18 protein-coding genes are annotated in these 23,027 nt (G+C 72.5%); 14 read left to right on the top strand and 4 right to left on the bottom strand.

The genetic code is table 11. From position 1 onward, the window contains the following. Nucleotides 1-43 precede the first annotated feature (43 nt). The 6 genes from ACZ5VD_RS16145 to ACZ5VD_RS16120 all read left to right on the top strand — a co-directional run bounded on the left by ACZ5VD_RS16145 (nucleotide 44) and on the right by ACZ5VD_RS16120 (nucleotide 9,798). Nucleotides 44-2,866, top strand: a complete 2,823-nt coding sequence (locus ACZ5VD_RS16145; protein ID WP_468682541.1) for an SNF2-related protein — start codon at nucleotides 44-46, stop codon at nucleotides 2,864-2,866. Then, the gene (locus tag ACZ5VD_RS16140; RefSeq protein ID WP_468682540.1) at nucleotides 2,863-5,151 is read left to right on the top strand and encodes an SWIM zinc finger family protein; all 2,289 of its coding nucleotides are present in this window, start codon (nucleotides 2,863-2,865) and stop codon (nucleotides 5,149-5,151) included. Before ACZ5VD_RS16145 ends, ACZ5VD_RS16140 begins: the two co-directional genes overlap by 4 nt. Nucleotides 5,152-5,459: 308 nt before the next feature. After that, the gene (locus ACZ5VD_RS16135; protein WP_468682539.1) at nucleotides 5,460-6,710 is read left to right on the top strand and encodes a sulfite oxidase; all 1,251 of its coding nucleotides are present in this window, start codon (nucleotides 5,460-5,462) and stop codon (nucleotides 6,708-6,710) included. A gap of 255 nt (nucleotides 6,711-6,965) precedes the next feature. Next, nucleotides 6,966-8,267 carry a bifunctional 3-oxoadipate enol-lactonase/4-carboxymuconolactone decarboxylase PcaDC gene (gene pcaDC, locus ACZ5VD_RS16130; protein WP_468547950.1) on the top strand — a complete coding sequence of 434 codons (1,302 nt, stop codon included), beginning with the start codon at nucleotides 6,966-6,968 and terminating at the stop codon, nucleotides 8,265-8,267. A 64-nt stretch (nucleotides 8,268-8,331) separates the two neighbouring features. Next, a complete protein-coding gene (locus ACZ5VD_RS16125; RefSeq protein ID WP_468547949.1) occupies nucleotides 8,332-8,967 on the top strand; it encodes an MBL fold metallo-hydrolase in 636 nt (211 codons plus the stop codon). A 51-nt stretch (nucleotides 8,968-9,018) separates the two neighbouring features. Further along, nucleotides 9,019-9,798, top strand: coding sequence for an exodeoxyribonuclease III (locus ACZ5VD_RS16120; protein ID WP_468547948.1), 780 nt, complete (start codon nucleotides 9,019-9,021; stop codon nucleotides 9,796-9,798). Between the two features lie 12 nt (nucleotides 9,799-9,810). Here the strand turns inward: ACZ5VD_RS16120 and ACZ5VD_RS16115 are convergent, their stop codons facing one another. Further along, a complete protein-coding gene (locus tag ACZ5VD_RS16115) occupies nucleotides 9,811-11,565 on the bottom strand; it encodes a GDSL-type esterase/lipase family protein (RefSeq protein WP_468682538.1) in 1,755 nt (584 codons plus the stop codon). A gap of 208 nt (nucleotides 11,566-11,773) precedes the next feature. Here ACZ5VD_RS16115 and ACZ5VD_RS16110 point away from each other — a divergent pair, with 208 nt between their 5' ends. The 5 genes from ACZ5VD_RS16110 (at nucleotide 11,774) to ACZ5VD_RS16090 (ending at nucleotide 15,532) form a co-directional block, all read left to right on the top strand. Beyond that, nucleotides 11,774-12,181 (top strand): DUF6278 family protein, encoded by a 408-nt coding sequence (locus tag ACZ5VD_RS16110; protein WP_468547946.1) that lies wholly within the window; start codon nucleotides 11,774-11,776, stop codon nucleotides 12,179-12,181. A gap of 150 nt (nucleotides 12,182-12,331) precedes the next feature. Continuing rightward, nucleotides 12,332-13,075, top strand: a complete 744-nt coding sequence (locus ACZ5VD_RS16105; protein ID WP_468682537.1) for an amino acid ABC transporter ATP-binding protein — start codon at nucleotides 12,332-12,334, stop codon at nucleotides 13,073-13,075. A gap of 17 nt (nucleotides 13,076-13,092) precedes the next feature. Next, nucleotides 13,093-14,013 (top strand): glutamate ABC transporter substrate-binding protein, encoded by a 921-nt coding sequence (locus ACZ5VD_RS16100; RefSeq protein WP_468547944.1) that lies wholly within the window; start codon nucleotides 13,093-13,095, stop codon nucleotides 14,011-14,013. Then, nucleotides 14,010-14,654, top strand: a complete 645-nt coding sequence (locus tag ACZ5VD_RS16095; protein ID WP_468682536.1) for an amino acid ABC transporter permease — start codon at nucleotides 14,010-14,012, stop codon at nucleotides 14,652-14,654. Before ACZ5VD_RS16100 ends, ACZ5VD_RS16095 begins: the two co-directional genes overlap by 4 nt. Next, entirely contained in the window at nucleotides 14,651-15,532 is an 882-nt protein-coding gene (locus tag ACZ5VD_RS16090; RefSeq protein WP_468547942.1) for an amino acid ABC transporter permease, read from the top strand. The genes ACZ5VD_RS16095 and ACZ5VD_RS16090 overlap by 4 nt, the downstream gene beginning before the upstream one ends. A gap of 46 nt (nucleotides 15,533-15,578) precedes the next feature. Here the strand turns inward: ACZ5VD_RS16090 and ACZ5VD_RS16085 are convergent, their stop codons facing one another. After that, complete coding sequence (locus ACZ5VD_RS16085) at nucleotides 15,579-17,153, bottom strand: alpha/beta fold hydrolase (protein WP_468547941.1); 1,575 nt, start codon at nucleotides 17,151-17,153, stop codon at nucleotides 15,579-15,581. A 124-nt stretch (nucleotides 17,154-17,277) separates the two neighbouring features. After that, nucleotides 17,278-18,036, bottom strand: coding sequence for a hypothetical protein (locus ACZ5VD_RS16080; protein ID WP_468547940.1), 759 nt, complete (start codon nucleotides 18,034-18,036; stop codon nucleotides 17,278-17,280). Nucleotides 18,037-18,155: 119 nt separating this feature from the next. Between ACZ5VD_RS16080 and ggt the strand changes: the two genes are divergently transcribed. Then, the gene (ggt, locus tag ACZ5VD_RS16075; RefSeq protein ID WP_468547939.1) at nucleotides 18,156-19,955 is read left to right on the top strand and encodes a gamma-glutamyltransferase; all 1,800 of its coding nucleotides are present in this window, start codon (nucleotides 18,156-18,158) and stop codon (nucleotides 19,953-19,955) included. A 165-nt stretch (nucleotides 19,956-20,120) separates the two neighbouring features. Here ggt and map read toward each other — a convergent pair whose 3' ends face one another. Beyond that, nucleotides 20,121-20,888 (bottom strand): type I methionyl aminopeptidase, encoded by a 768-nt coding sequence (gene map, locus ACZ5VD_RS16070; RefSeq protein WP_468547938.1) that lies wholly within the window; start codon nucleotides 20,886-20,888, stop codon nucleotides 20,121-20,123. A 32-nt stretch (nucleotides 20,889-20,920) separates the two neighbouring features. Between map and ACZ5VD_RS16065 the strand changes: the two genes are divergently transcribed. Together ACZ5VD_RS16065 and ACZ5VD_RS16060 are read left to right on the top strand one after the other, a co-directional pair. Next, nucleotides 20,921-21,172, top strand: coding sequence for a helix-turn-helix domain-containing protein (locus ACZ5VD_RS16065; protein ID WP_468547937.1), 252 nt, complete (start codon nucleotides 20,921-20,923; stop codon nucleotides 21,170-21,172). 157 nt (nucleotides 21,173-21,329) lie between these two features. Further along, a complete protein-coding gene (locus tag ACZ5VD_RS16060; RefSeq protein WP_468682535.1) occupies nucleotides 21,330-23,006 on the top strand; it encodes a hypothetical protein in 1,677 nt (558 codons plus the stop codon). Nucleotides 23,007-23,027 lie beyond the last annotated feature (21 nt).

Genomic DNA, 23,027 nt, shown 5'->3' with positions numbered 1-23,027 from the left:
AGTCGAAGACGACTGATCCGACGGGCGGGAGGTGACAGGACGTATGAGCGGCATGGTGGCGGCCGAACCGGACGCGGAGAGCGTCCCGCTCCGTCTCGCGGCGGTGTTCCTGCCCGCGCCCCTCCCGCGGCAGGGGCGGATGGCCTTCTGGGATCCGGCGGACGGCGAACTGCCCACCGCCGACACCGAACTCACCGTCGTACGACGTCATGGTGCCGGAGTCCGCCGCAGGACCACCCCCGCGCTGTCCCTCCCGCTCGGCGAGGCCCTCCCGCTGCTGGTCCGCGCCCGGCGCGATCCCGCGGCCCACCCGGCCACCGCCTGCTGGGGCGCGGTCGCCCTGCACGCGCTGCGGCTCACCGCCCGCGGCCGACTGCTGCCCGGCCTGACGGCCAGCGGCCACGACGCCTGGCGGGCCGGGCCCCTGGACCCGGACGACATCGCCCACCTGCGCGCGGTCGCGGCCGCCCTGCCCTACGAGGGCCACGCGGTCCCGCTGCCCGGTTCCGGCGCCGTCCGGCTGCCCGAACCGGAAGCGCTGATGCGCGCCTTCCTCGACGCGGTCGCCGACACCCTGCCCCGCACCCCGGCCGCCGCGTACGCGTCCGGGAAGCCCTTCGCCGCCCGTGAGCCGCAGCGCCTGCCCGGTGCCGGCGACTGGGCCGCGGAGGTCGCCGCCGGCATGGACGCGGGAGTGCGGATCTCGCTGCGCCTCGACCTCTCGGCGTACCACCTGTTCGACGACCCCGGCGCCGGGGCGCGCAACGCGGGCGCGGCGATCGTCCAGGTGCACAGCCTCGCCGACCCCACCCTCGTGGTCGACGCGGCGGCCCTGTGGGCGGGCGACGCCGACGCGGCCTTCGGTCCCCGCGCGCGCGTCGACGCGGCCCTCGCGGTGCGGCGCGCGGCCCGCGTATGGCAGCCGCTGGACCGGCTCACCGAGCAGCACGCACCCGACGTACTGGCCCTGTCCGACGACGAGTTGGGCGACCTCCTCGGCGTGGCCGCGACCCGCCTCGCGGCGGCCGGCGTGGCCGTGCACTGGCCCCGGGACCTGGCACAGGACCTGACCGCGGCCGCGGTGGTACGACCCGCGCCCGGCTCCGCGACCGACGGCACCGGGTTCTTCGAGAGCGAGGAACTCCTCCAGTTCCGCTGGCAGTTGGCGCTCGGCGGTGACCCCCTCAGTGACGGCGAGATGGACGCCCTCGCCGAGGCCCACCGCCCCGTCGTCCGGCTCAGGGACCAGTGGGTCCTGGTCGACCCCGCGCTCGTCCGCAAGGCACGCAAGCGTGAACTGGGCCTCCTCGACCCGGTCGACGCGCTGTCCGTCGCCCTCACCGGCAGCGCGGAGGTCGACGGCGAGACCGTCGAGGCGGTCCCGGCCGGCGCCCTGGCCACCCTGCGCGACCGGCTGACCGCCGGGATCCTGCCCGCCGAGCCGCCACCCGGCCTGCACGCCACCCTCCGCGACTACCAACTCCGGGGCCTGGCCTGGCTGGACCTCATGACCTCCCTCGGCCTCGGCGGCTGTCTCGCCGACGACATGGGCCTCGGCAAGACCATCACCGTCATCGCCCTGCACCTGCGCCGGGCCCGCACCGAACCCACACTGGTGGTCTGCCCCGCCTCCCTGCTGGGCAACTGGCAGCGGGAGATCACCCGGTTCGCGCCCGGCGTCCCCGTCCACCGCTTCCACGGCCCGGACCGCAGCCTGGACGACGTGGACGGCGGCTTCGTCCTCACGACCTACGGCACCATGCGGTCGGCGGCCCCGAAGCTGGCCGAACAGCACTGGGGCATGGTCGTCGCGGACGAGGCACAACACGTCAAGAACCCGTACTCCGCCACCGCGAAGGCCCTGCGCACGATCCCGACCCCCGCGCGCGTGGCCCTCACCGGCACACCGGTCGAGAACAACCTGTCGGAACTCTGGGCGCTGCTGGACTGGACGACACCGGGGCTCCTGGGCCCCCTGAAGTCCTTCCGCGCCCGGCACGCGCGCGCGGTGGAGAACGGGGAGGACGACGAGGCGGTCGCCCGGCTGGCCCGCCTCGTCCGCCCCTTCCTCCTGCGCCGCAAGAAGTCCGACCCCGGCATCGTCCCCGAACTGCCGCCCAAGACGGAGACCGACCACCCGGTCCCCCTCACCCGCGAACAGGCCGCGCTCTACGAGGCGGTGGTGCGTGAGTCGATGCTCGCCATCGAGACCACCCAGGGCATCGCCCGCCGGGGCCTGGTGCTCAAGCTGCTCTCCGCCCTCAAGCAGATCTGCGACCACCCCGCGCTCTTCCTGAAGGAGGACGTCCCGGCGACGGCCACCGACCGACTCGCGGCCCGCTCCGGCAAGATGGTCCTCCTCGACGAACTCCTCGACACCCTGCTGTCCGAGGACGGCTCGGCGCTCGTCTTCACGCAGTACGTCGGCATGGCCCGCCTCATCGCCTCCCACCTGACCGCCCGCGCCGTCCCGGTCGACCTCCTGCACGGCGGCACACCGATCCCGGAGCGCGAACGCATGGTGGACCGGTTCCAGGACGGGGCGACACCGGTCCTGGTGCTCTCCCTCAAGGCGGCCGGCACCGGCCTGAACCTCACCCGCGCCGGCCATGTCGTCCACTTCGACCGCTGGTGGAACCCGGCGGTCGAGGAACAGGCCACCGACCGTGCCTACCGCATCGGCCAGACCCAGCCCGTCCAGGTCCACCGACTCATCACCGAGGGCACGGTCGAGGACCGTATCGCCGAGATGCTGGAGGCCAAGCGCGCCCTCGCCGACGCGATCCTCGGCTCCGGCGAGTCCGCGCTCACGGAACTCACCGACCGCGAACTCACGGACCTGGTCTCGCTCCGGAGGCCCCGGTGACACCCCACCCCGCCGACGAGGTCCGCCGCGCGCTCCAGGAGGCCCGGGAGCGGGCCGGGGAGCCCGGCGAGGCCTTGGCGTCCGAGGGCGCGGGGGAAGAGGCCGGGGCCGTCGAGGAACCCCCGCCGGCGCCCGTCACCGCCGAGGTGTCCGAGACGGCTCCCGATCCCGGCCGGCCTTCCCCGCCCGGGGAGTCGGCGGTCGCTCAGCCCCGCCCGGGCGACGAGGCACGCGCGGCACTGCGCCGAGCGCTCGCCGCGAGGCGGGCAGAGCCTGCGGACACCGACGGCTCGGACGGCTCGGACAGTGCGGAGAGCACGGACGGTGTGGAGAGCACCGACGACTCCGACGGCGGCCCGGGCGGGGCGGGTGAGGACGGCGACGGGGACGGGAGTGGGAACGGGGGCAGAGGTGTGTCCGGGGACGCCGTCCGCCCCGGTGCTCCCGAGCCTCAGTCCGAGGCGCCGCCGCAGGAGCGGCAGCCCGACTCGGTGTCCCGGCCCGGCAAGGGCGAAACCAGTCGTGAGGGTATGCGTCCCGCCGACGTCGCGCGCGAGGCATTGCGGGCGGCTCGACAGGCGCGGGCGGACGCGGTGGCCGAGGAGACCGAGGCCGCACGCCGACCGCGGCGTACCGCTCCGCCTGCCGCCTCCCGGGCGCGGAGCGACTCGCCGCCCCGGAGTGCCGAACTCCGGGCACGGGACGTGCGGGAGTGGCTGGCCGGTGCCTTCCGAATGCCGGACGAGGGGGAAGGGCCGGACGAGGAGCAAGGGCCGGAGGAAGAGGGGACAGGAGAGGATCCGAGGCCGGAGTCGAGGAACAACGACCTGGTGTGGCAAGGGAGTTCACCCACCTCCGACGGCAGCCCGACCGCTGTCGGTGCCGACGACGCGGTGGAACCGTTCGCACCGGACGGGACCGACGCCGACACCGGCTATGTCACCGCCCCTGCCCCCGCCTCCAGCCTCCCGGCCTCACCCGCATCGCCCCAACGTCCTCGTTCTATGGCCGCTCCCGGCCGGGACGGCGATCTGCGGCGTACCTTTCCCGCCTTCTCGCCGCGTCCGTCGGACGCGGCGGCCGGTGCGGAGGGGGCCGACTTCGCCGAGACCTGGTGGGGCAACGCGTGGGTCGACGCGTTGGAGGAGGGCGCGTTGGACGCGAAACGGCTGGCGCGCGGGCGCGGTTACGCGGAACAGGGGAACGTGGACGCCATCACGGTGACCCCGGGCCTGGTCCTCGCCTACGTGCAGGGGAGCCGCCCCCGGCCCTACCGCGTGCAGGTCCGGTTGCGCACGCTCGACGACGCCGACTGGGAGCGGTTCCTGGACAGTGCCGTCGAGCGGCCGGCGCATATCGCCGCGCTGCTGGACAAGGAGATGCCCCAGGCCCTCGCGGAGGGCGGCGTCCGGCTGCTTCCCGGCCCCGGTGACCTGGAGCCGCAGTGCAGTTGCCCCGACCACGGTCACCCGTGCAAGCACGCCGCCGCCCTCTGCTACCAGACGGCCCGGCTGCTCGACGCCGACCCCTTCGTGCTGCTCCTGCTGCGCGGTCGCGCCGAACGCGACCTGCTCGACGCCCTGTCCCGGCTGAACGCCACCCGCGCGGCCCGCGCCGCCCAGGACCAGGGACCGGCCCAACTGCCCGGCGTACGGGCCGGTGACGCCCTCGCGCCCCGCCGCCTCCCACCCCTCCCGGCCCCCCTGCCCGTACCCCCGCATCCCGAGCAGCCCCCGGTGTACCCGGCGGCGCCGGGCGGCCCGGACCCCTTCGCCCTCGACCAGTTGGCGACCGACGCGGCGGCCCGCGCACACGCGCTGCTCGGTACCGGTCGCGACCCGGTCGGCGAACTGACCCTGTGGCAGGACGCGGTGCGGCTCGCCGCGGCCAGACCCGGGTCCGGACTCACCGCCGGGACCCGCGCCCTCTACGCCGCGCTGTCCTCCGCCGCCGGTCGCACCCCGTCCGAACTGGCGCGTGCGGTCGCCGCCTGGCGTCAGGGCGGATGGGAGGGGCTCGCCGTCCTCGAAGAGCCCTGGGACCCGCCGGCCGGCCGCTTCGACCGGGCCCGCCCGCTCCTCCTCGCCGCCGACCTGCCCGCCTTCCGGCCCCGGCACAACCACCTCACCCACCCCCGCGGCCATGTCCAGCTCCGCCTAGGCCGCGACGGCCTGTGGTACGCCTACGAGTCCGAGCCCGGCCACGACGACTGGTGGCCCCGCGGCACCCCGGACCTGGACCCGGTCGGCGCCCTCACCGGCCTCGGCACGCCGAGCGACCTCTGAGGCCGACTCCGCCATTCACCCACCGACGCCGTCGAAGCTTTCGTACGATGGCGCCGTGATCCTCAGCCGACGCCGCCCCGCCGCTCCGCGGTCCCGCGCGCTCGCGTCGTACCGCTGTTGTTGTTGATCCTCTCCGCGTAACCGCGCGCACCCAACCCCCGCTCCGGACAGGCGAGTTCGCCGCACCCGTGCACTCCCGGCGGCCGTGCTCCCTCTGCCGTGCCGAGCGAGGCACCCGCGCACCCTCCCGTCGTGCCCCGCCGTCCCTCCCGTCGTCCGTTCCTCCTCCGGAAAGGCAGGACCTGCCCATGCGCACCCCCGAATCCGCCTACGACCGTCGCAGACTCCGCCAGTGGCTGGCCGGCGAGGCCCGTGCCGACGGTGTCTCCCGGCGGGACATGTTCCGCCTGCTCGCCGCGGCCTCACTCGCCGCCACCGCCGTTCCCACGGCCCTCACCGCACCCGCAGCGGCGGCCGCCGGCATCGTCAAACCGCTTCCCGACGAGTGGTTCACGGTCCGCGGCACCAATGCCGAAACGAGGTTCGCCTCCCTCGCCGGCACCGGCCACCACACGCCCGTCGACCACTTCTTCGTCCGCAACCACACCTCCACACCCGTGCTGGACGCCACCGACTGGGCCCTGACCGTCCACGGCGACGGGCTGACCCACGACCGGACCGTGGAGTTCACGCTCGACGACCTGAAGAGGCTGCCCGCCGTCACCCGCACCGCGTTCGTGGAGTGCGCCGGCAACGGCCGCAGCTTCTTCACCACCCAACAGGGCCGGACCGTCACCGGGACGGCCTGGACGCTCGGCGCGATCGGCACGGCGAGCTGGCGCGGCGTCCGTCTCGCCGACGTCCTCAGGCGCGCGGGCCTCGGGCGGCACGCCGTCGACGTGCTGCCCCGCGGACTCGACCCCGACTACGTCACCGCCGACGGCACCGACCTGGGCCGGGTCCGCCGCCCGCTGCCGCTGTCCAAAGCCCTCGACGACGTGCTGCTCGCCTACGAGATGAACGGCGAGCCGCTGCCGTACGACCACGGGCACCCCGTCCGTGTCCTCGTGCCCTCCTGGATCGGCATCGCGTCGATCAAGTGGGTCGGCGACATCGAGGTGTCGGCCCAGCCGCTGTACTCGCCCTGGAACACCGACTTCTACCGTCTGTTCGGCGACGCCCATCCCGCCGACGGGAGCGCCCCGCTGACCCGGCAGACGATCAAGAGCGCCTGGGAACTCGGCTGGGACGCACGCCTCGACGCCACCGGCGAGCACCGGCTCACCGGCCGTTCCTGGTCCGGGAGCGGCGGGATCGTCCGGGTCGACGTCAGCACCGACGGCGGGACGCACTGGAACCGGGCCAGACTCCACGACGCCCCGCGCCGGGGCGACTGGGTCCGCTGGTCCACCGACTGGCGACCGCCGGCGCCGGGGCCGTACACCCTGCTGGCGCGGGCCACCGACACCACGGGGCGCGTCCAGCCGGACACGACCACCCACAACACCCAGGGCTATCTCTTCGACGCCGTGGTGCGCCATCCCGTGCAGGCGGTGTGAGGGCGCCCCGCTGATGTGCGGGACGCACATGTGGGTGTCTCCCATGTGGCGCTCGCACAGGTGGAGATCGCACGCAGGCTCCCGCCGGTCGAGGTGTCGCCGGTGACGACGGGTGCCTCGAAGGCCGGCGGCGCCACAAAAGTGTGTGAAGCCGTCGGCCGAAGACCTTCGCGAAGCCACCACACCGGGGGACGGCTTGCACGGGGTTCCGACCCAAGCGCGTAGGAAATCGTGAGATGTGAGAGCGTGCAGCACGTGAGTGAGAGTGCGACGAACACCTTGCAATACCGGTTTGACGGGCCGGAAGAGGCTCCGGTCCTGATCCTGGGCCCCTCCCTGGGTACCACATGGCACATGTGGGACCGGCAGGTTCCCGAGCTGGTCAAGCAGTGGCGCGTCTTCCGGTACGACCTGCCGGGACACGGCGGCGCGCCCGCCTACCCGGCCGGCTCGGTCTCCGACCTGAGCGACCGGCTGCTGGCCACGCTCGACGCGCTCGGTGTGCAGCGCTTCGGCTACGCGGGCTGCGCCCTGGGCGGCGCGGTCGGTATCGAATTGGCCCTGCGCCACCCCGAGCGCGTCGCCTCCCTCGCGCTGATCGCCGCCTCACCGCGCTTCGGTACGGCCGACGAGTTCCGGCAGCGCGGCGTGATCGTGCGGACGAACGGGCTCGACCCCATCGCCCGCACCTCCCCCGACCGCTGGTTCACCAGCGGGTTCGCCGCCGCGCAGCCCGCGATCACCGAGTGGGCCGTGCAGATGGTGCGCACCACCGACCCCGGCTGCTACATCGCCGCCTGCGAGGCGCTCGCGTCGTTCGACGTACGGCCCGAACTCGGCCGTATCGGCGTCCCGACCCTCGTCCTGGTGGGCTCCGACGACCAGGTCACCGGGCCCGCCGAGGCCCGCACCCTGGTCGCGGGCATCCCGGACGCCCGGCTCGCCGTCGTCCCCGGCGCCTCCCACCTGGTGCCGGTCGAGCAGCCCGCCGCCGTCACCGACCTTCTGGTCAGACACTTCTCCACCGCCTGGCAGCCCGCCTTCGACTCCACCACCGGTCAGATGGCGGCGATCGTGGCGTCCCCGGTCAAGCCGGTGCTGTCCGCCGCTCCGCCGCAGCCGGCACCCCGTGCCGAGATCGCGCCCGCGAGCGCGGAACCCGAGATCCTGGGACGCCCCGACCCCTTCGACGCCGGCCTCAAGGTCCGCCGCGAGGTACTCGGCGACGCCCATGTCGACCGTGCCCTCGCGCAGGCCGACGAGTTCTCGGGCGACTTCCAGGAGTTCATCACCCGCTACGCCTGGGGCGAGATCTGGGACCGCCCAGGCCTCGACCGCCGCTCCCGCAGCTGTGTCACCCTCACCGCGCTGGTCGCCGGCGGACACCTGGAGGAGCTCGCCTTCCACGTCCGCGCCGCCCTGCGCAACGGCCTCACCCCGAGTGAGATCAAGGAGGTGCTCCTCCAGGCGGCCGTCTACTGCGGCGTCCCGGCGGCCAACAGCGCCTTCAAGGTGGCCCAGCAGGTCATCCGCGAGGAGACCACCCCGACGGAGTGAGGCGCTGATCCCCTTGCGACCCCCGTACGGCTCCGTTCCGGCTCCGGGGGGCAGGATGGAAGCCATGAAGCTCACCAAGAAGTCGCACGCCTGCGTCCGCCTGGAGAAGGACGGCCGCACGCTCGTCCTCGACCCCGGTGTGTTCACCGAGACGGACGCCGTGGCCGGCGCGGACGCCCTCCTGATCACGCACGAGCACCCCGACCACTTCGACGAGGCCAGGCTGCGGGCCGCCATGGACGCCAACCCGGCCGCCGAGATCTGGACCCTCGCGTCGGTCGCGGAGAAGCTCTCCGCCGCCTTCCCGGGACGCGTCCACACCGTCGGCCACGGCGACACCTTCACCGCCGCCGGCTTCGACGTCCAGGTGCACGGCGAACTGCACGCGGTGATCCACCCGGACATCCCGCGCATCACCAACGTCGGCTACCTCGTCGACGACGGCAGGGTCTTCCACCCCGGCGACGCCCTCACCGTCCCCGACCATGGCGTCGAGACGCTGATGCTCCCGGTGATGGCCCCCTGGAGCAAGATCTCCGAGGTCATCGACTACGTCCGCGAGGTGAGGCCGCAACGCGCCTACGACATCCACGACGCGCTCCTCACCGACCTCGCCCGCCCGATCTACGACAACCAGATCGGCGCCCTGGGCGGCACGGACCACCTGCGGCTCACGCCGGGGGAGTCGGCCGAGGTGTGAGCCCGGGGCGGCCAGGCCGCGTTGTCTGACCCGCCCGGTAGGTTGTCAGGCATGCGCATCGCGACCTGGAACGTGAACTCGATCACCGCCCGCCTGCCGAGGCTCCTGGCCTGGCTGGAGAGCAGCGGCACCGACGTGCTGTGCCTCCAGGAGGCCAAGGTCGCCGAGGAGCAGTTCCCGCTCGACCAGCTGCGCGAGCTGGGCTACGAGGCGGCGGTCCACGCCACCGGCCGGTGGAACGGCGTGGCAGTGCTCTCCCGCGTGGGCATCGAGGACGTCGTCAAGGGCCTGCCCGGGGACCCCGGCTACGACGGCGCCGCCGAGCCCCGTGCCATCGCGGCGACCTGCGGCCCGGTCCGCGTCTGGTCGGTGTACGTGCCGAACGGCCGCGAGGTGGACCACCCGCACTACGCGTACAAGCTCCAGTGGTTCGAGGCACTGAAGGCGGCCGTCGCAGGCGACGCGGCGGGCGGGCGCCCCTTCGCCGTCCTGGGCGACTACAACGTGGCACCGACCGACGACGACGTCTTCGACGTGGCCGCCTTCGAGGGCCTCACCCATGTCACCCCCGCCGAGCGCGCCGCCCTGGCGTCCCTGCGCGAGACGGGCCTGTCCGACGTCGTCCCGAGGCCCCTGAAGTACGCCCACCCGTTCACCTACTGGGACTACCGCCAGCTCGGCTTCCCCAAGAACCGCGGCATGCGCATCGACCTGGTGTACGGCAACGAGCCGTTCGCCAAGGCCGTCACCGACGCCTACGTGGACCGTGAGGAGCGCAAGGGCAAGGGCGCGTCCGACCACGCGCCGGTCGTGGTGGACCTGGACGTGTAGCGGCCGGGCCCCTCACCCGGCGAGCAGCCGCAGATCCACCGACCGCGCCAGCGCCGCCAGCCCGGTGTCCGAGGGATGCAGATGGTCGCCGCTGTCGTAGGAGGGCAGCAGCCGCGAGGGACGCGCGGGGTCACGCAGGACGCCGTCGAAGTCGAGTACGCCGTCGAAGTCGCCGCTGCCGCGCAGCCAGGCGTTCACCGCGACGCGCTCGGAGTCGACGGCGGCCGTGCAGCGGGCCTCGCCCTCGCACGGCAGGATCGTCGCCGCCAGCATCCGCAGCCCCCGCGCGTGTCCGCGCGCGGCGAGTTCCCGGAGCCCCGCGACCACCTGCTCCGCACTGGCACCCCATCGCACGTCGTTGACGCCCTCGAAGACGACCGCCGTGCGGGCGGAGGTCTGGGCGAGGACGTCCCGGTCGAACCGGTTCAGGGCGCTGACCCCGCCGGTGTCCGTGGAGACGCCGTCGCCGGGGTAGCGGTCGGCGACCACACGGTTCGCGGAGATTCCCTGGTTCAGGACCCCATAGCGCGGGACCACATGCTGGTTCCGGAGGCGGGCGGCCAGCACGTCGGGCCAGCGCCGGTTGGCGTCCACCGTGGACTTCTCCCCGTCGGTGATCGAGTCCCCGAGCAGCACCACGGACCCCGGCCCGCCCCCCACGTCCACCCCCGTCAGCAGCGGCCAGCTCGTCACCACGGAGGTGTACGCCGCCGCGGAGCCGACGCCCGTGTGGTCGCCCGGCTCGCTGACGTACGACCGCTGCGCCGCGAGCCGGTGCACGGGCGCCGCGGACACCGTGCCGGGCAGATGGAAGCTCACCAGCAGGTTGGCGTCGGCGGGCACCCTGAATGTGAGCGGATCGCTGAACGCCTGTGTCCCCGCCGGGATCCTGGCCCCCGCGGCGCCCCGGAAGGACAACGGCACCGGCACGTTCCGCGCCGCCGCGCCCTTCGCCTGCACCGCCACGGTCGCGCTCCCGATCCGCGCCGGTGCCGCCGCGAAGGTGTTGTCGAACCGCAGCCGTACCCGCGGCCCGCCCTTCGAGGTGTGCACCACGAGTCTGAGCGTCCGGTCCGACCACGGCCCCACGGCCGGATAGCCGGAGGTCGCCGCCGCCCAGCTGCCGGTCCAGCGGGTCGTGGCGGCCCGCACCGACAGCGCGAACACATGCAGGTCGGGTGCGTGCGGCAGCCCTACCGAGGCCACCCGGCGCCCCGGCTGGAGCGGCACGGTCACGACGTACAGCCGGGCCCGCTCGGTGAGTTGGCCGCCGGGGGTGTTGATGTGCGGCAGGGCCACCGCCTTGGTGGCGAGCGGGCCCACGCGCCAGTCGGGAGCGGCCAGTCGGTACGGGGAGCGGGTGCCGTCGGCGTAGGTGACCGTGCCCGTGCCGCTCACGGTGCCGCCCGCCGTGCCCGCGACCAGGAAGGCGAGCGCGTCACCGCGGCCGTCCAGCCGGACGTGCTGCCCGGCCGCCCGCACGTTGTCCGGCGTGCCCGCCTTCCGTTTCGGCCAGGTCAGCCGGGCACCCTGCACGGTGAGCGCACGGCCGGGCGTCCAGCCGGCGGCCGTGAGGTCCCGTGCGGAGAGGGAGGCGCCGTAGCCGTCGAAGTCCGCCGCGTCCGGGCGGGCGTCGGCGCTGACGGCCGTGTTGTCGAAGAGCCGCTCCAGCGGCAGCGGACCGGCATGCTCGGCGGCCCGCGCGGACGCGACCGGCACCAGCCCCGCGACCAGCGCGAGCACGACCCCCGTACCCCTGAGACCCATCCCCACGTCCCGCCCCTCTCCTGATGGAAGCTGACGTGATGTCAGGCGTGCCCGAAGGTAGGGACGGTACGGGCCGACGTCAACGAGGTTGGGGTGAACGCACCGCCAACTCACCCGTACGTGACGCCTCGCGACCTTGCCTCTTCGCGCATATCGATGGTCTGCGCGCCTGTGGTGCGCGCGGCGGTGTCAATGACACGCTGGGCATATGAAGATCCCTTTTCTGGGCAACCGGCGTGAGAAGCCCGGCGCCCCCGACCCCGAGGGCATCGCCGAACTCCTTTCCGAATGTGAGCTGCTGCGCTCCCAGGCGGCCCAGGAGGGTGTCCAACTCGACGACACCGCCGCCTCGTTGGAGGCCCTGGATCAACTGGTGCCGCGCTGGCGGGACGACGAGGAGATCCTGCCGTGGCTGGGCAACGACGCCGGGCTCTATCTCGGCACGGTCCTCGTGCGCACCGTTCCCGGCGCCGCGTGGGACCTGTGGCCCGGCGGCCAGCCCGTCATCCGGCTCGCCTCCGGCCGCGAGTTCGACGTCGTGACCTCGGGGCACGAGTGGGCCGTCAGCGGGGTGCCGGAACTCTCGCAGTTGTACGCCGAAGTCGCCGAGGCCTGACCCCAGTCGGGCCGCCCGCCCGGCCCTCCACTCCCCACCATCGCCTTAAATACGGCTAATGCCCGAAAAGTGCGTGTCGTGCCGTCGCTGCGATCTTGCCCGGATAGGTTGCGGCGACTACGACACCGTTGAGAGTGAGTAGGGCTGGGCATGGCCGTCGATCCGTTGATCGAACTGCGGGACGTCAACAAGTACTACGGGGAGTTGCATGTCCTCCAGGACATCGACCTCACCGTCGGCAAGGGGGAGGTGGTCGTGGTCATCGGGCCCTCGGGGTCCGGCAAGTCGACCCTGTGCAGGACGATCAACCGACTGGAGACCATCCACTCCGGTGCCATCACGCTGGACGGGCAGCCGCTGCCGCAGGAGGGCAAGGCCCTCGCCGGGCTCCGCGCCGAGGTCGGCATGGTCTTCCAGTCCTTCAACCTCTTCGCCCACAAGACGGTCCTGCAGAACGTCTCGCTGGCCCAGATCAAGGTCCGCAAGCGCAAGAAGGAGCAGGCCGACCGGCGCTCCCGCGAACTCCTGGACCGGGTCGGCCTCGCCGACCAGGCGGACAAGTTCCCCGCCCAGCTCTCCGGCGGCCAGCAGCAGCGCGTGGCCATCGCCCGCGCCCTGGCCATGGAGCCCAAGGCACTGCTGTTCGACGAGCCGACCTCGGCCCTCGACCCGGAGATGATCAACGAGGTCCTGGAGGTCATGCGGCAACTGGCCCACGAGGGCATGACCATGGTCGTCGTCACCCACGAGATGGGCTTCGCCCGCTCCGCAGCCAACCGCGTCGTGTTCATGGCCGACGGCCGCATCATCGAGGACCGCACCCCCGAGGAGTTCTTCACCGACCCGCGCAGCGACCGCGCCAAGGACTTCCTCTCCAAGATCCTCAAGCACTGAGCGGGGGAGTGCGACCGATGTTCCGAACCACCCGGGCGCGCCTCGCCCTGGCCGCGTTGCTGTGCACCGCGCTGCCCGCGACCGCCTGCGGCAAGGAGGGCAGCCCGCCCACCAAGGGACCGGCGGCCGACCGACTGCCCGACTACCGGGTGGCACGCGGCTTCGAACTGCCCGACTCGCCCACCTGGAAGCGGGCGAGGAGCCGCGGCCACTTCACCGTCGGCGCCAAGGAGGACCAGCCGTACCTGGGGGAGAAGGACCCGGCGGCCGGCACCTACTCGGGCTTCGACATCGAGATCGCCAGGATGATGTCGGCCTCCCTCGGCCTCGCCCCGAAGACGGTCCGCTTCCGCACCATCGCCTCCGCCAACCGCGAAACCGCCCTGCGGAACGGCCAGATCGACTACTACGTCGGCACGTACACCATCAACGACAACCGCAGGAGACTCGTCGGCTTCGCCGGCCCCTACTACCTGGCGGGCCAGTCCCTCCTGGTCCGCGCCGACGAGGACGACATCCACGGCCCTGAGGACCTGGCCGGCAAGCGCGTCTGCTCGGCGGCCGGCTCCACGCCGTACCAGCGCGTCAAGGCCGACCACCCCCGGGCCACGCTCGTCGCCTACGACACCTACTCGGTCTGCGTCGACAACCTGCTGACCTACCAGGTCGACGCCGTCACCACCGACGACGCCATCCTCATCGGCTACGCGGCGAAGGCCCCCGACGAACTCAAGGTCGTCGGCAGGCCGTTCTCCGAGGAGCCCTACGGCATCGGCGTCCCGCACGGCGACAACGCGCTGCGCCTCGCCCTCGACGACGCACTGGAGGCCCGCGAGAAGAACGGCGACTGGAAGAAGGCGTACGAGGCGACACTCGGTCTGTCCGGAGTGCCCGCCCCGAAGCCACCCGCGATCGACCGATACCGGGCCGGCTCATGAACGTACTGACCGACAACTTCTCCACCTACGGCGACGGCTTTCTCGGCACCCTCGAACTGACCGTGTACGCCTCACTGTTGGCGCTCGCGCTCGGATTCCTGATGGCGTCCTTCCGGGTCGCCCCGGTCGGCTCCCTGCGGGTCTTCGGCACGGCGTGGGTGACCGTCCTGCGCAACACCCCGCTCACCCTGCTGTTCTTCGCGGTGCTGCTCGGACTGCCGAGGTTCGGACTCGTCCTGCCCTTCGAGGTGTTCGCGGTCCTCGCCCTCGGCTGCTACACCTCGGCGTTCATCTGCGAGGCCCTGCGCTCCGGCATCAACACCGTGCCCACCGGGCAGGGCGAGGCGGCCCGTAGCCTCGGGATGACCTTCGGACAGACCCTCAGCCTGGTGGTGCTGCCCCAGGCGTTCAGGGCGGTGATCCCCCCGGTCGGCTCCACGCTCATCGCCCTCGCCAAGAACTCGGCCATCGCGGGCGCGTTCAGCGTCACCGAGCTGCTCGGTACGTACAAGACCCTCAGCGAACTCGGCTACGACATCGTCTGGACGTTCGTCTGGATCGCCCTCGGCTACCTGATCATCACCCTCGCCGTCAGCGCGCTGTTCCATGTGCTGGAGCGGAAGTGGGGAGTCGCCCGATGACCACCGCCACCGCGCTCTACGACCTTCCCGGTCCCAGGACCCGTCGGCGCCACCGCACGTACGGTGTCGTGTCCACCCTCGTGATCCTCGGAGTGCTCGGCTGGATCCTGTATCTCCTCTTCGACACCGGCCAGTTCACCGCCACGAAGTGGACGCCCTTCGCGTACGAGGGCATCCAGGAACTGCTGCTGCGCGGCCTCGGCAACACGCTCAAGGCGTTCGCCGTCGCGGCCGTGCTTTCGCTGGCCCTGGGCGGGATCCTCGCCGCGGGCAGGCTCTCGGACCACCGGGTGGTGCGCTGGTCGGCCACGCTGCTCGTCGAGTTCTTCCGTGCCATGCCCGTGCTGGTGATGATCTTCTTCATCTTCCTGGCGCTCAAGGTACAGCCGCTGCCCGCGCTGGTCGCGGGCCTGACGCTCTACAACGGCTCCGTGCTCGCCGAGGTGTTCCGCTCCGGCGTGAACAACGTCGATCGCGGTCAGAAGGAGGCCGCCCTCGCGCTCGGGATGCGCAAGACCCCCGTCATGGTCCACGTCCTGGCGCCCCAGGCCGTACGGGCCATGCTGCCCGCCATCATCAGCCAGTTGGTGGTGGCCCTTAAGGACACCTCCCTCGGCTATCTGATCACCTACGAGGAGTTCCTCCACGCCGGCAAGCTCATCGCGTCGAACCTCGACTACGATTTGCCGTTCATCCCCGTGGTGATGGTGATCTCACCGATCTACATCGGGATGTGCATGCTGCTCTCCTGGTTCGCCGGCTGGGTGTCCCGGCGGGAGCAGCGCAGTCCCAGGACCGGGGCCGCGTTCGTCGCCGCGGCGGAGCCGGGGACGCTGCTGCCGGGTGGGGATCCCCCCACGGCCCCGAAGAAACCGTAGGGGGGTAGCAGCCACAGAGCCATACCCGCCCGGCAGCAGCCGGAGATCACTGCTCGCGCAGCGGAATCGACACGTACGACGGGTCGGTGGCCGGCGAGGAGAAGGTCAGTTGCGCGCCGGACGGGTTGTGCTCGATGTAGAGCGGGTCGACCGTGTCGACCACCAGGGCCAGTCGATGCCCTGCCGGGACGTCGTAGGCCGTGGAGAACAGTTCCAGGTCGACGTCGAACGGCTTCCCGGGCGTCCGCCCGTGGAAGGTGTACGGCGCGTTGCTGACCAGCTTGCCGAGGCCGAGCGGCCCCACGTCGTACAACTGGGCGACGAGGGTGCCGCTCTCCTTGGTGGGAGTGAGTGTGGTGTGCAACTCGGCGGTGCCGCGCACCTGTTGGGTGGTGGCGTACTTCTCCGACTGCCATACGGCGGCCCAGCGGCGGGGCAGTAGCGGGATCGAGGCGACCGGGGGCAGGCGGGCGATCTGGTCGAGGATGCTGGACAGGAACACCACTCCGCCGTTCGCCCCCGAGTCGACGTTCGTGTGGATCGTGGTCGTGCCCGAGAGGGCCAGCTTCTTGCGCGTCGCACCGACCGACTTCCAGTCCGGATAGCCCTCGTAGCCGCCCGTGGAACGGGACTTGAGCCGGACCGGCTGTTCGCGGTCGACGCCGTTGTCGGCGCCCTTGAGGTAGTGGTCGAACCAGCGCTCGGTGTCCGTCCACACGTCGTTGGGAAGCCCGAGCAGGCCGGTGAGTTCGGCGGTCGCGTGGTCGCCGGGACGGAACTGCAGCCTCTTGGGGCCGGTCAGCCTCTCGTAGAAGTCCGCGTACTGGTTGGGCGCGAAGACCGTGTCGCCCCAGGTGTTGGCCATCATGACGGCGGCGCCGTTCTTGTTCAGCTGGTCGACATAGGTCGCGGCGGAACGTTTCTTCCCCCAGGCGATCATCTCCGGTTCCTTGCTCAGGTCGGAGGCGTAGAAGCCGTTGAAGACCTCCCGGAGTTCGGCGCTCTGGCGGCCGGTGACCAGGCTCGCTCCGTCCAGCAGCCCGGCGGCCTGGACGTGCTGGGTGCGGCCCGAGTAGATCGAGTCGATCAGGTCGGCCCAGCCGCTGAGGGCGGCGACCGCCTTCACGCGTTTGTCGTGCGCGGCGGTGATCAGACTGATCCCGGCGCCGTACGAGACGCCCGCCAGGCCGACCTTCTGGGCGTCGGCGGGGGTGTGGGCGAGCGCCCAGTCGATGACCTTGGAGGCGTCGGCCGTGTCGGGAGGGCCCGCCACTTCTATCTCGCCGCCGGACTGCCAGAAACCGCGCACGTTGTAACTGACCACGACATAGCCGGAGTTCGCGAGCTTCTGGGCCTGGGCGAGGTACTCGACCTGAGGCAGGCCCCAGCTCGTGGGCAGCACGAGCAGCGGGTAGCGGCGGGTGCCGTCGGCGCCGGCGGGTGTGACGACGTTGGCCTTGAGGACGGTACCGCCGTCGCCGAGGATGTCGACGAAACGGACGCCTGCCGACGCCGGAGCGGCCTGGGCGGCGGGGGCGAGCCCGAGGGCGCTGCCGGCGACCAGTGCCGCCGAGGCGGCACCCACGGCGGTCGTACGCAGGGCCTTGCGATGGTGTCCCACGGGCCACTCCTCGTCAGATCACTCGTGTCAGTGCAAAGTGACCAGACGGTAACCTCGACGCATTACCGGAAGTAACCCGTCGGTAAGTTACGTGGGAGTAACGATTGGTGGAATGTGCTGAAACCTAGGAGGCGCGGTGGGAGTTGCGCGGAACCGCCGAGGTGGGCAGGGGGGTTTGTGCCTCCCGGGTCACGTCCGCGATCAGTTCGACGACATCCGGGCCGTACGCCTGGGAGTTGACGACCTTCAGCAGTAGGACGAACGCGTTGGTGCCGTGCTTGCGGGACAGTCGTTCGTGGTGACGGGCGAGATAGCGGGTCGCCGCCTGGTTGGTGATGGCCCGCTGGCCGCAGAACAGGAACACCGGCCGCGCCAGGCCGGGTTGGCCGGCCGTCAGCCGGGCCAGCAGGACGTACTCGGCCAGCCCGGGCTCCATGCGGTAGCGCTCGCTGCCGATCTGGAACGCCAGCCGGTCCGGGCCCGGCTCCGAGTCCACGTTCACCCGCACCCCGGGCAGCATGGCGTGCATGTGGGCCGCCATGCGCCGGTTCGACCCCGGCCCGCCGACGCAGAACTCCGTCCGCTCCCCGAACCCCTGCCGCGCCTGGTCCTGGGTGATCACCTCGGCGTGCGCTCCGCAGTCCTTGATGAGTGCGGCGAGTTCGAGGAGCGCGAACACGTCGTAGCGGTGCACGGCGAGGTCCGGGCTGCTCGCGTCGCGGTTGACGACGAGCAGCGACTCGGAGTTGTCGGGCAGCCCGAAGAAGGCCTGCTTGCGGCGGAGCTTCCGCTTCCACAGATAGGTCCGGGCCAGCCAGCCGAGGGCGGCACTGATGCCGGCGGCCAGCACCCCCAGGACGATGTTGCGTACGTCGTCATTCATGGGCGCGCATGGTAGCGGGCGTACGCAAACCCGTGTTCGAGACGGGCCCGCCGAGGCCAGGCTGACGGGAGCATGGCGATCGCATAGGCTGCGCGAACGGTCTCTGACTGGAGGTTCGGATGCGTCGCCCTGTCGCACGGAAACTGTCGGTTCTGGCGGTCTCGGCCGCCGTGGTGTCGGTGGGGGCGGCAGCGCCACCCGCCGCTTCCGGCACAGCGGTCGCGAAGGTCCCCGTGGCGGTCGGCTACGGCGGTGCCGTAGCCAGCGTGGACGCGGACGCCTCCGCCGCCGGCATCGAGGTCCTGAGGAAGGGCGGCAACGCGGTGGACGCCGCCGTCGCCACGGCCGCCGCCCTCGGCGTCACCGAGCCCTACTCCTCCGGCATCGGAGGCGGCGGCTACTTCGTCTACTACGACGCCAAGTCCCGTACGGTGCACACCCTCGACGGCCGTGAGACCGCCCCGCTGACCGCCGACTCGGGACTCTTCCTGGAGAACGGCCAACCGCTCGCGTTCGCCGACGCCGTCACCAGCGGCCTCGCTGTCGGCACCCCGGGCACCCCCGCCACCTGGCAGAAGGCGCTCGACACCTGGGGCAGCAAGAGACTCGGCAGCGTCCTCAAACCCGCCGAGAAGCTCGCCCGCGACGGATTCGTCGTCGACGACACCTTCCGCTCGCAGACCGCCTCCAACGAGACCCGGTTCCGCTACTTCCCGGACACCGCGAAGCTGTTCCTCCCGAACGGACAGCTCCCCGTCGTCGGCTCGACCTTCAAGAACCCCGATCTCGCCCGCACCTACGCCGAGTTGGCGAAGAAGGGCGTCGGCGCGATCTACCGGGGCGACCTCGGCGAGGACATCGTCGACACCGTGAACGACCCGCCCGTGGACCCCGCTTCGGGCTGGAACGCCCGCCCCGGCGAGCTCTCGAAGAAGGACCTCGCGGCCTACCGCGCCAAGCTCCAGGCGCCCACGAAGACCTCGTACCGCGGCCTTGGCGTCTACTCCATCGCGCCCTCCTCCTCCGGCGGCACCACGGTCGGCGAGGCCCTCAACATCCTGGAGAACACGGACCTCTCGAAGGCGAGCGACGTCCAGTACCTGCACCGCTACATCGAGGCGAGCCGGATCGCGTTCGCGGACCGGGGGCGCTGGGTCGGCGACCCCGCCTTCGAGGACGTACCGACGAAGGAACTGCTGTCGCAGAAGTACGCCGACTCGCGGGCCTGCCTCATCAAGGACGACGCGGCACTCACCAGCCCCCTCGCGCCGGGCGACCCGCGGAACCCGGCGGCCTGCGCCACCGGGGGGACGGCGGCGCCGACGACGTACGAAGGGGAGAACACCACCCATCTGACGGCGGCCGACAGGTGGGGCAACGTCGTCTCCTACACGCTCACCATCGAGCAGACCGGCGGCAGCGGCATCACGGTCCCCGGCCGCGGGTTCATCCTCAACAACGAGCTGACGGACTTCTCCTTCGCCCCGGCCAACCCGGCCGTCCACGACCCGAACCTGCCCGGTCCCGGCAAGCGGCCGCGGTCGTCGATCTCCCCCACGATCGTGCTGGACCGGCACAACCAGCCGGTGGTGGCGCTCGGTTCGCCCGGCGGCGCGACCATCATCACCACCGTGCTGCAGACCCTCACCCAGTTCCTCGACCGCGGACTGCCCCTGGTCGACGCCATCGCCGCGCCGCGCGCCAGCCAGCGCAACGCCGCCCAGACCGAGGTCGAACCCGGCCTCTACGGCAGCGGGACGCAGAAGCGACTGGAGGCCCTCGGGCACTCCTTCAGGCTGAATCCGGAGATCGGCGCCGCGACGGCCGTACAGCGACTGTCGAACGGGAAGTGGCTGGCCGCCGCCGAGAAGGTACGACGCGGCGGTGGCTCGGCGATGGTCGTGCACCCGGCGCCGTAGTCAGTCCCGGGCGGGCGGCTCCGCGCGGAACGCGAGCCGCCCGTCCTCGACGTCCACCGACACTCCGCCGCCCCTCGGCGATCCGGCCGTCCGGGTGTCGAACTCGCGCCGGATGGTGCGGCGCGGGGTCGCGGCTGCGAGGCCGGTGGTTCCGCCGTCCGTGGTTCAGCGGGCGGTCAGGATGCGCGGTCCCGCGTCCGTGACGGCCACCGTGTGCTCCACGTGCGCCGCCCGGGAGCCGTCGTTCGTGCGCAGGGTCCAGCCGTCCGGGGCCTCGTGGTAGCCGTCCTTGCCGCCGGCGATCAGCATGGGTTCGAGCGCGAGGACCATGCCGTGCCGCAGCCGCATCCCGCGCCCGGGGCGGCCCTCGTTCGGCACCGGCGGGTCCTCGTGCATACGGCGGCCGATGCCGTGCCCGCCGAAGCCCTCCGGGATGCCGTACCCGGCCGCGCGGCACACCGTGCCGATCGCGTGCGCGATGTCGCCGATGCGGTTGCCCACCACCGCGGCCTCGACGCCCGCCGCGAGCGCCCGCTCGGCGGTCTCGATCAGCCGGAGGTCCTCCGGTCGCGGCGTGCCGACGACGAAGCTGATCGCGGAGTCGCCGGCCCAGCCGCCCAGTTCGGCGCCGAAGTCCATGGAGGCGAGGTCGCCGTCGCGCAGCCGGTACGAGGTCGGGATGCCGTGCACGATCGCGTCGTTCACGGAGGCGCACAGCACGGCCGGGAACGGGGTGGTCGCGAACGAGGGCCGGTAGCCGAGGAAGGGGGAGCCGGCGCCCGCCCCGCGCAGCACGTCGTGTGCCACCTCGTCCAGCTCCAGCAGGGAAACGCCGACGTCGGCGGCTTGCCGTACGGCTGTCAGGGCGCGCCCCACGACCTGGCCGGCCTCGTACATGGCGTCGATGTGTGTGTCCGTCTTCAGCTCTACCATGCCAATTACTATACCGGTATTACAATGACGGTATGGTGCGCACCCCTCTCACTCCCGAAGAACGCGAACGCGGTGAACGGTTCGGCCGGCTGCTGCGCGAGGCCCGCGGTGGCCGCAGCATGACGGAGGTCGCGGCCGAGGCCGGGATCTCCGCGGAAACCCTCCGCAAGATCGAGACCGGCCGGGCACCGACCCCGGCGTTCTTCACGGTGGCCGCGCTGGCCCGCGCGCTCGGTCTGTCGATGGACGAGCTGGCGGAGCGGTGCGCGTTGGCCGGGGTGTGACCCGGGTGCGCGGGGCGGGTCCGGGCGGTCGCCGCGCAGTGGCCCGCATCGCACAATGAGGTGCCCGCGCTGTCCCGGAAAACTCCCTGTAGCGTTCCCGTAACACGGTTGGTGTTGCCTACGGACCGGAGTGCTCCGGTCTGGCGGGAGTTGAGCGATGAGCCTGGATCAACTCCCCGGTCGTGTGCGGGAGTTCGCGAACTACCTGGACGGTCTGCTGGCGCGCCTGGAACAGGGCGCCGGCTGGTGCGGTGTGTTCTGGCAACGCGACCCCGACGGTATGCGGGCCTGCCTCGACGGCCGTGAGATACCGCCCTGGGACGTGGTCGAGGCGCTCCTCCAGGACCTCGCCACCGACTACGGCGCCGCCGTCGCCACCCCGGAGGCCGACCGGGCCCGCGCCCTGCACGCCGCCGCGCTCGTCGCCCACGACGCCCGGCCCGGCGGCCGGGACGCCCTCGGCGACCGCTTCGACGTGATGCTCCGCGAACAGCGCTACGCCGCCGAACGCCAGGCGGAGCTGGGCCGTCACCTCGCCTCCGCGGCCACCCGCGAGGAAGCCGACACCATCCGCCTCGACCTCGCCTGGGCCCGCGACGACCACGAACGCGCCACCCGGCGCTGCGCCGAACTCCGTGCACGGATGGCCGACTTGGACCGCCGGTCGGTGGACCGCCGGGCGGAGCCGATCCGGCCCGGCGACCGTGACGCGTACGGCAACGCATCGGGCGGCCAGGAGACCTACGGCAACTCCCCGGGCGGCCCTGAGCAGTACGGCACCGCGCCGGGCGGTCAGGAGGCGCACGCCTCCGCGCCGGGCGGACGTGATCAGTACCGGACGAGGTCGGGAGGCGCCGACCGGTACGGGGGGCAAGCGGCGAGCCGTGAGGCCAACGCCGCGCCCTCGGGCGGGGGCGGGTACGAGGAGTCGTACGGCACCGGATTCCCCGACATGCCGCGGCAGCGCCACGCGCGGTCCGGGAACGGGCAGGCCGGGCCCGCGGAGTACACCGCGTACGACCCCCGGCCCGCCGCCCCGGATCGGCCGGCCCCTGTCTCGCGGGAGCCACAGGAGCCGCGGGAGCACCCCGCCCCCGCCGCCAAGCAGCGCAAGCGCCGTCGCGGTGGTGCCCGCTTCGCAGGGATGGTCGAGGAGGAGGCCGCCCCCGTCGCCGTACCGCCGACCGCCGTACCGGACCTGCCCGCCGCACCCGTCGCCACCGGCCGTACCCGTCGCGGGGCGCGGTTCGCCGGGGTGGCGGAGGCTCCGGCGCGGCCGGAGCCGCAGCGTGAGGCGCTGGACGCGGAGGCGCGGCGCGAGGCCGCCGAGACCGTCGAGCGGCTGGTGCGGCTGCGCCGGGAGGGCCGTAGCGGCGACGCCCACGCGCTGCTCGCCGAGCTCGCGTACTGGCCGCCCGTCCGCTTCGCGGTGCTCGCCGCCGAGATGCGGCGCGCCGGCCTCGGCGCCGACTGGACGACCCTGCTGTGGGAGGCCGCCTCGCTGCCCCCCGACCGGCTGATCGCCGCGGCCGACGCCCTGGTCGGTGCGGGCCGGGTGGGCGACGGGGAGCAGATCCTCAGGCAGGGCGTGGTGCGCCCCGCCGCGGAGATGGGGCAGGCCGTGCTCGGACTGGTCACCGACGGGCGCCGCCGCGAGGCCCGCGCCCTCCTGGACGCCTACGTCCGGGTCCGTACCGCCGAAGAGGCCGCCCACAGCGTCGAGCCGGATCCGGTGACCCTCGTCCCGCTCCTGCTGGAGGCCGCGCGGGGCGTCTCGGAGCAGTGCCACCGGGAGCTGGTCCACGCCCTGAGGGTCGCAGGCCACAGCGCCTGAGAGGGCCCGGCCGGATGCGGC

Source organism: Streptomyces sp. NPDC032822 (assembly GCF_055578825.1).
This window is presented reverse-complemented; position numbering and strand designations above follow the sequence as displayed.

Excerpts from the sequence above, each read along its gene's own strand:
- ggt (WP_468547939.1), top strand. The coding sequence starts at position 18,156 with ATGCGTCGCCCTGTCGCACGGAAACTGTCGGTTCTGGCGGTCTCGGCC.
- ACZ5VD_RS16090 (WP_468547942.1), top strand. The coding sequence starts at position 14,651 with ATGACCACCGCCACCGCGCTCTACGACCTTCCCGGTCCCAGGACCCGT.
- ACZ5VD_RS16145 (WP_468682541.1), top strand. The coding sequence starts at position 44 with ATGAGCGGCATGGTGGCGGCCGAACCGGACGCGGAGAGCGTCCCGCTC.
- ACZ5VD_RS16105 (WP_468682537.1), top strand. The coding sequence starts at position 12,332 with ATGGCCGTCGATCCGTTGATCGAACTGCGGGACGTCAACAAGTACTAC.
- ACZ5VD_RS16115 (WP_468682538.1), bottom strand. The coding sequence starts at position 11,565 with ATGGGTCTCAGGGGTACGGGGGTCGTGCTCGCGCTGGTCGCGGGGCTG.
- ACZ5VD_RS16080 (WP_468547940.1), bottom strand. The coding sequence starts at position 18,036 with ATGAATGACGACGTACGCAACATCGTCCTGGGGGTGCTGGCCGCCGGC.
- ACZ5VD_RS16095 (WP_468682536.1), top strand. The coding sequence starts at position 14,010 with ATGAACGTACTGACCGACAACTTCTCCACCTACGGCGACGGCTTTCTC.
- ACZ5VD_RS16125 (WP_468547949.1), top strand. The coding sequence starts at position 8,332 with ATGAAGCTCACCAAGAAGTCGCACGCCTGCGTCCGCCTGGAGAAGGAC.
- ACZ5VD_RS16120 (WP_468547948.1), top strand. The coding sequence starts at position 9,019 with ATGCGCATCGCGACCTGGAACGTGAACTCGATCACCGCCCGCCTGCCG.
- ACZ5VD_RS16100 (WP_468547944.1), top strand. The coding sequence starts at position 13,093 with ATGTTCCGAACCACCCGGGCGCGCCTCGCCCTGGCCGCGTTGCTGTGC.
- ACZ5VD_RS16110 (WP_468547946.1), top strand. The coding sequence starts at position 11,774 with ATGAAGATCCCTTTTCTGGGCAACCGGCGTGAGAAGCCCGGCGCCCCC.
- ACZ5VD_RS16065 (WP_468547937.1), top strand. The coding sequence starts at position 20,921 with ATGGTGCGCACCCCTCTCACTCCCGAAGAACGCGAACGCGGTGAACGG.
- ACZ5VD_RS16135 (WP_468682539.1), top strand. The coding sequence starts at position 5,460 with ATGCGCACCCCCGAATCCGCCTACGACCGTCGCAGACTCCGCCAGTGG.
- ACZ5VD_RS16060 (WP_468682535.1), top strand. The coding sequence starts at position 21,330 with ATGAGCCTGGATCAACTCCCCGGTCGTGTGCGGGAGTTCGCGAACTAC.
- map (WP_468547938.1), bottom strand. The coding sequence starts at position 20,888 with ATGGTAGAGCTGAAGACGGACACACACATCGACGCCATGTACGAGGCC.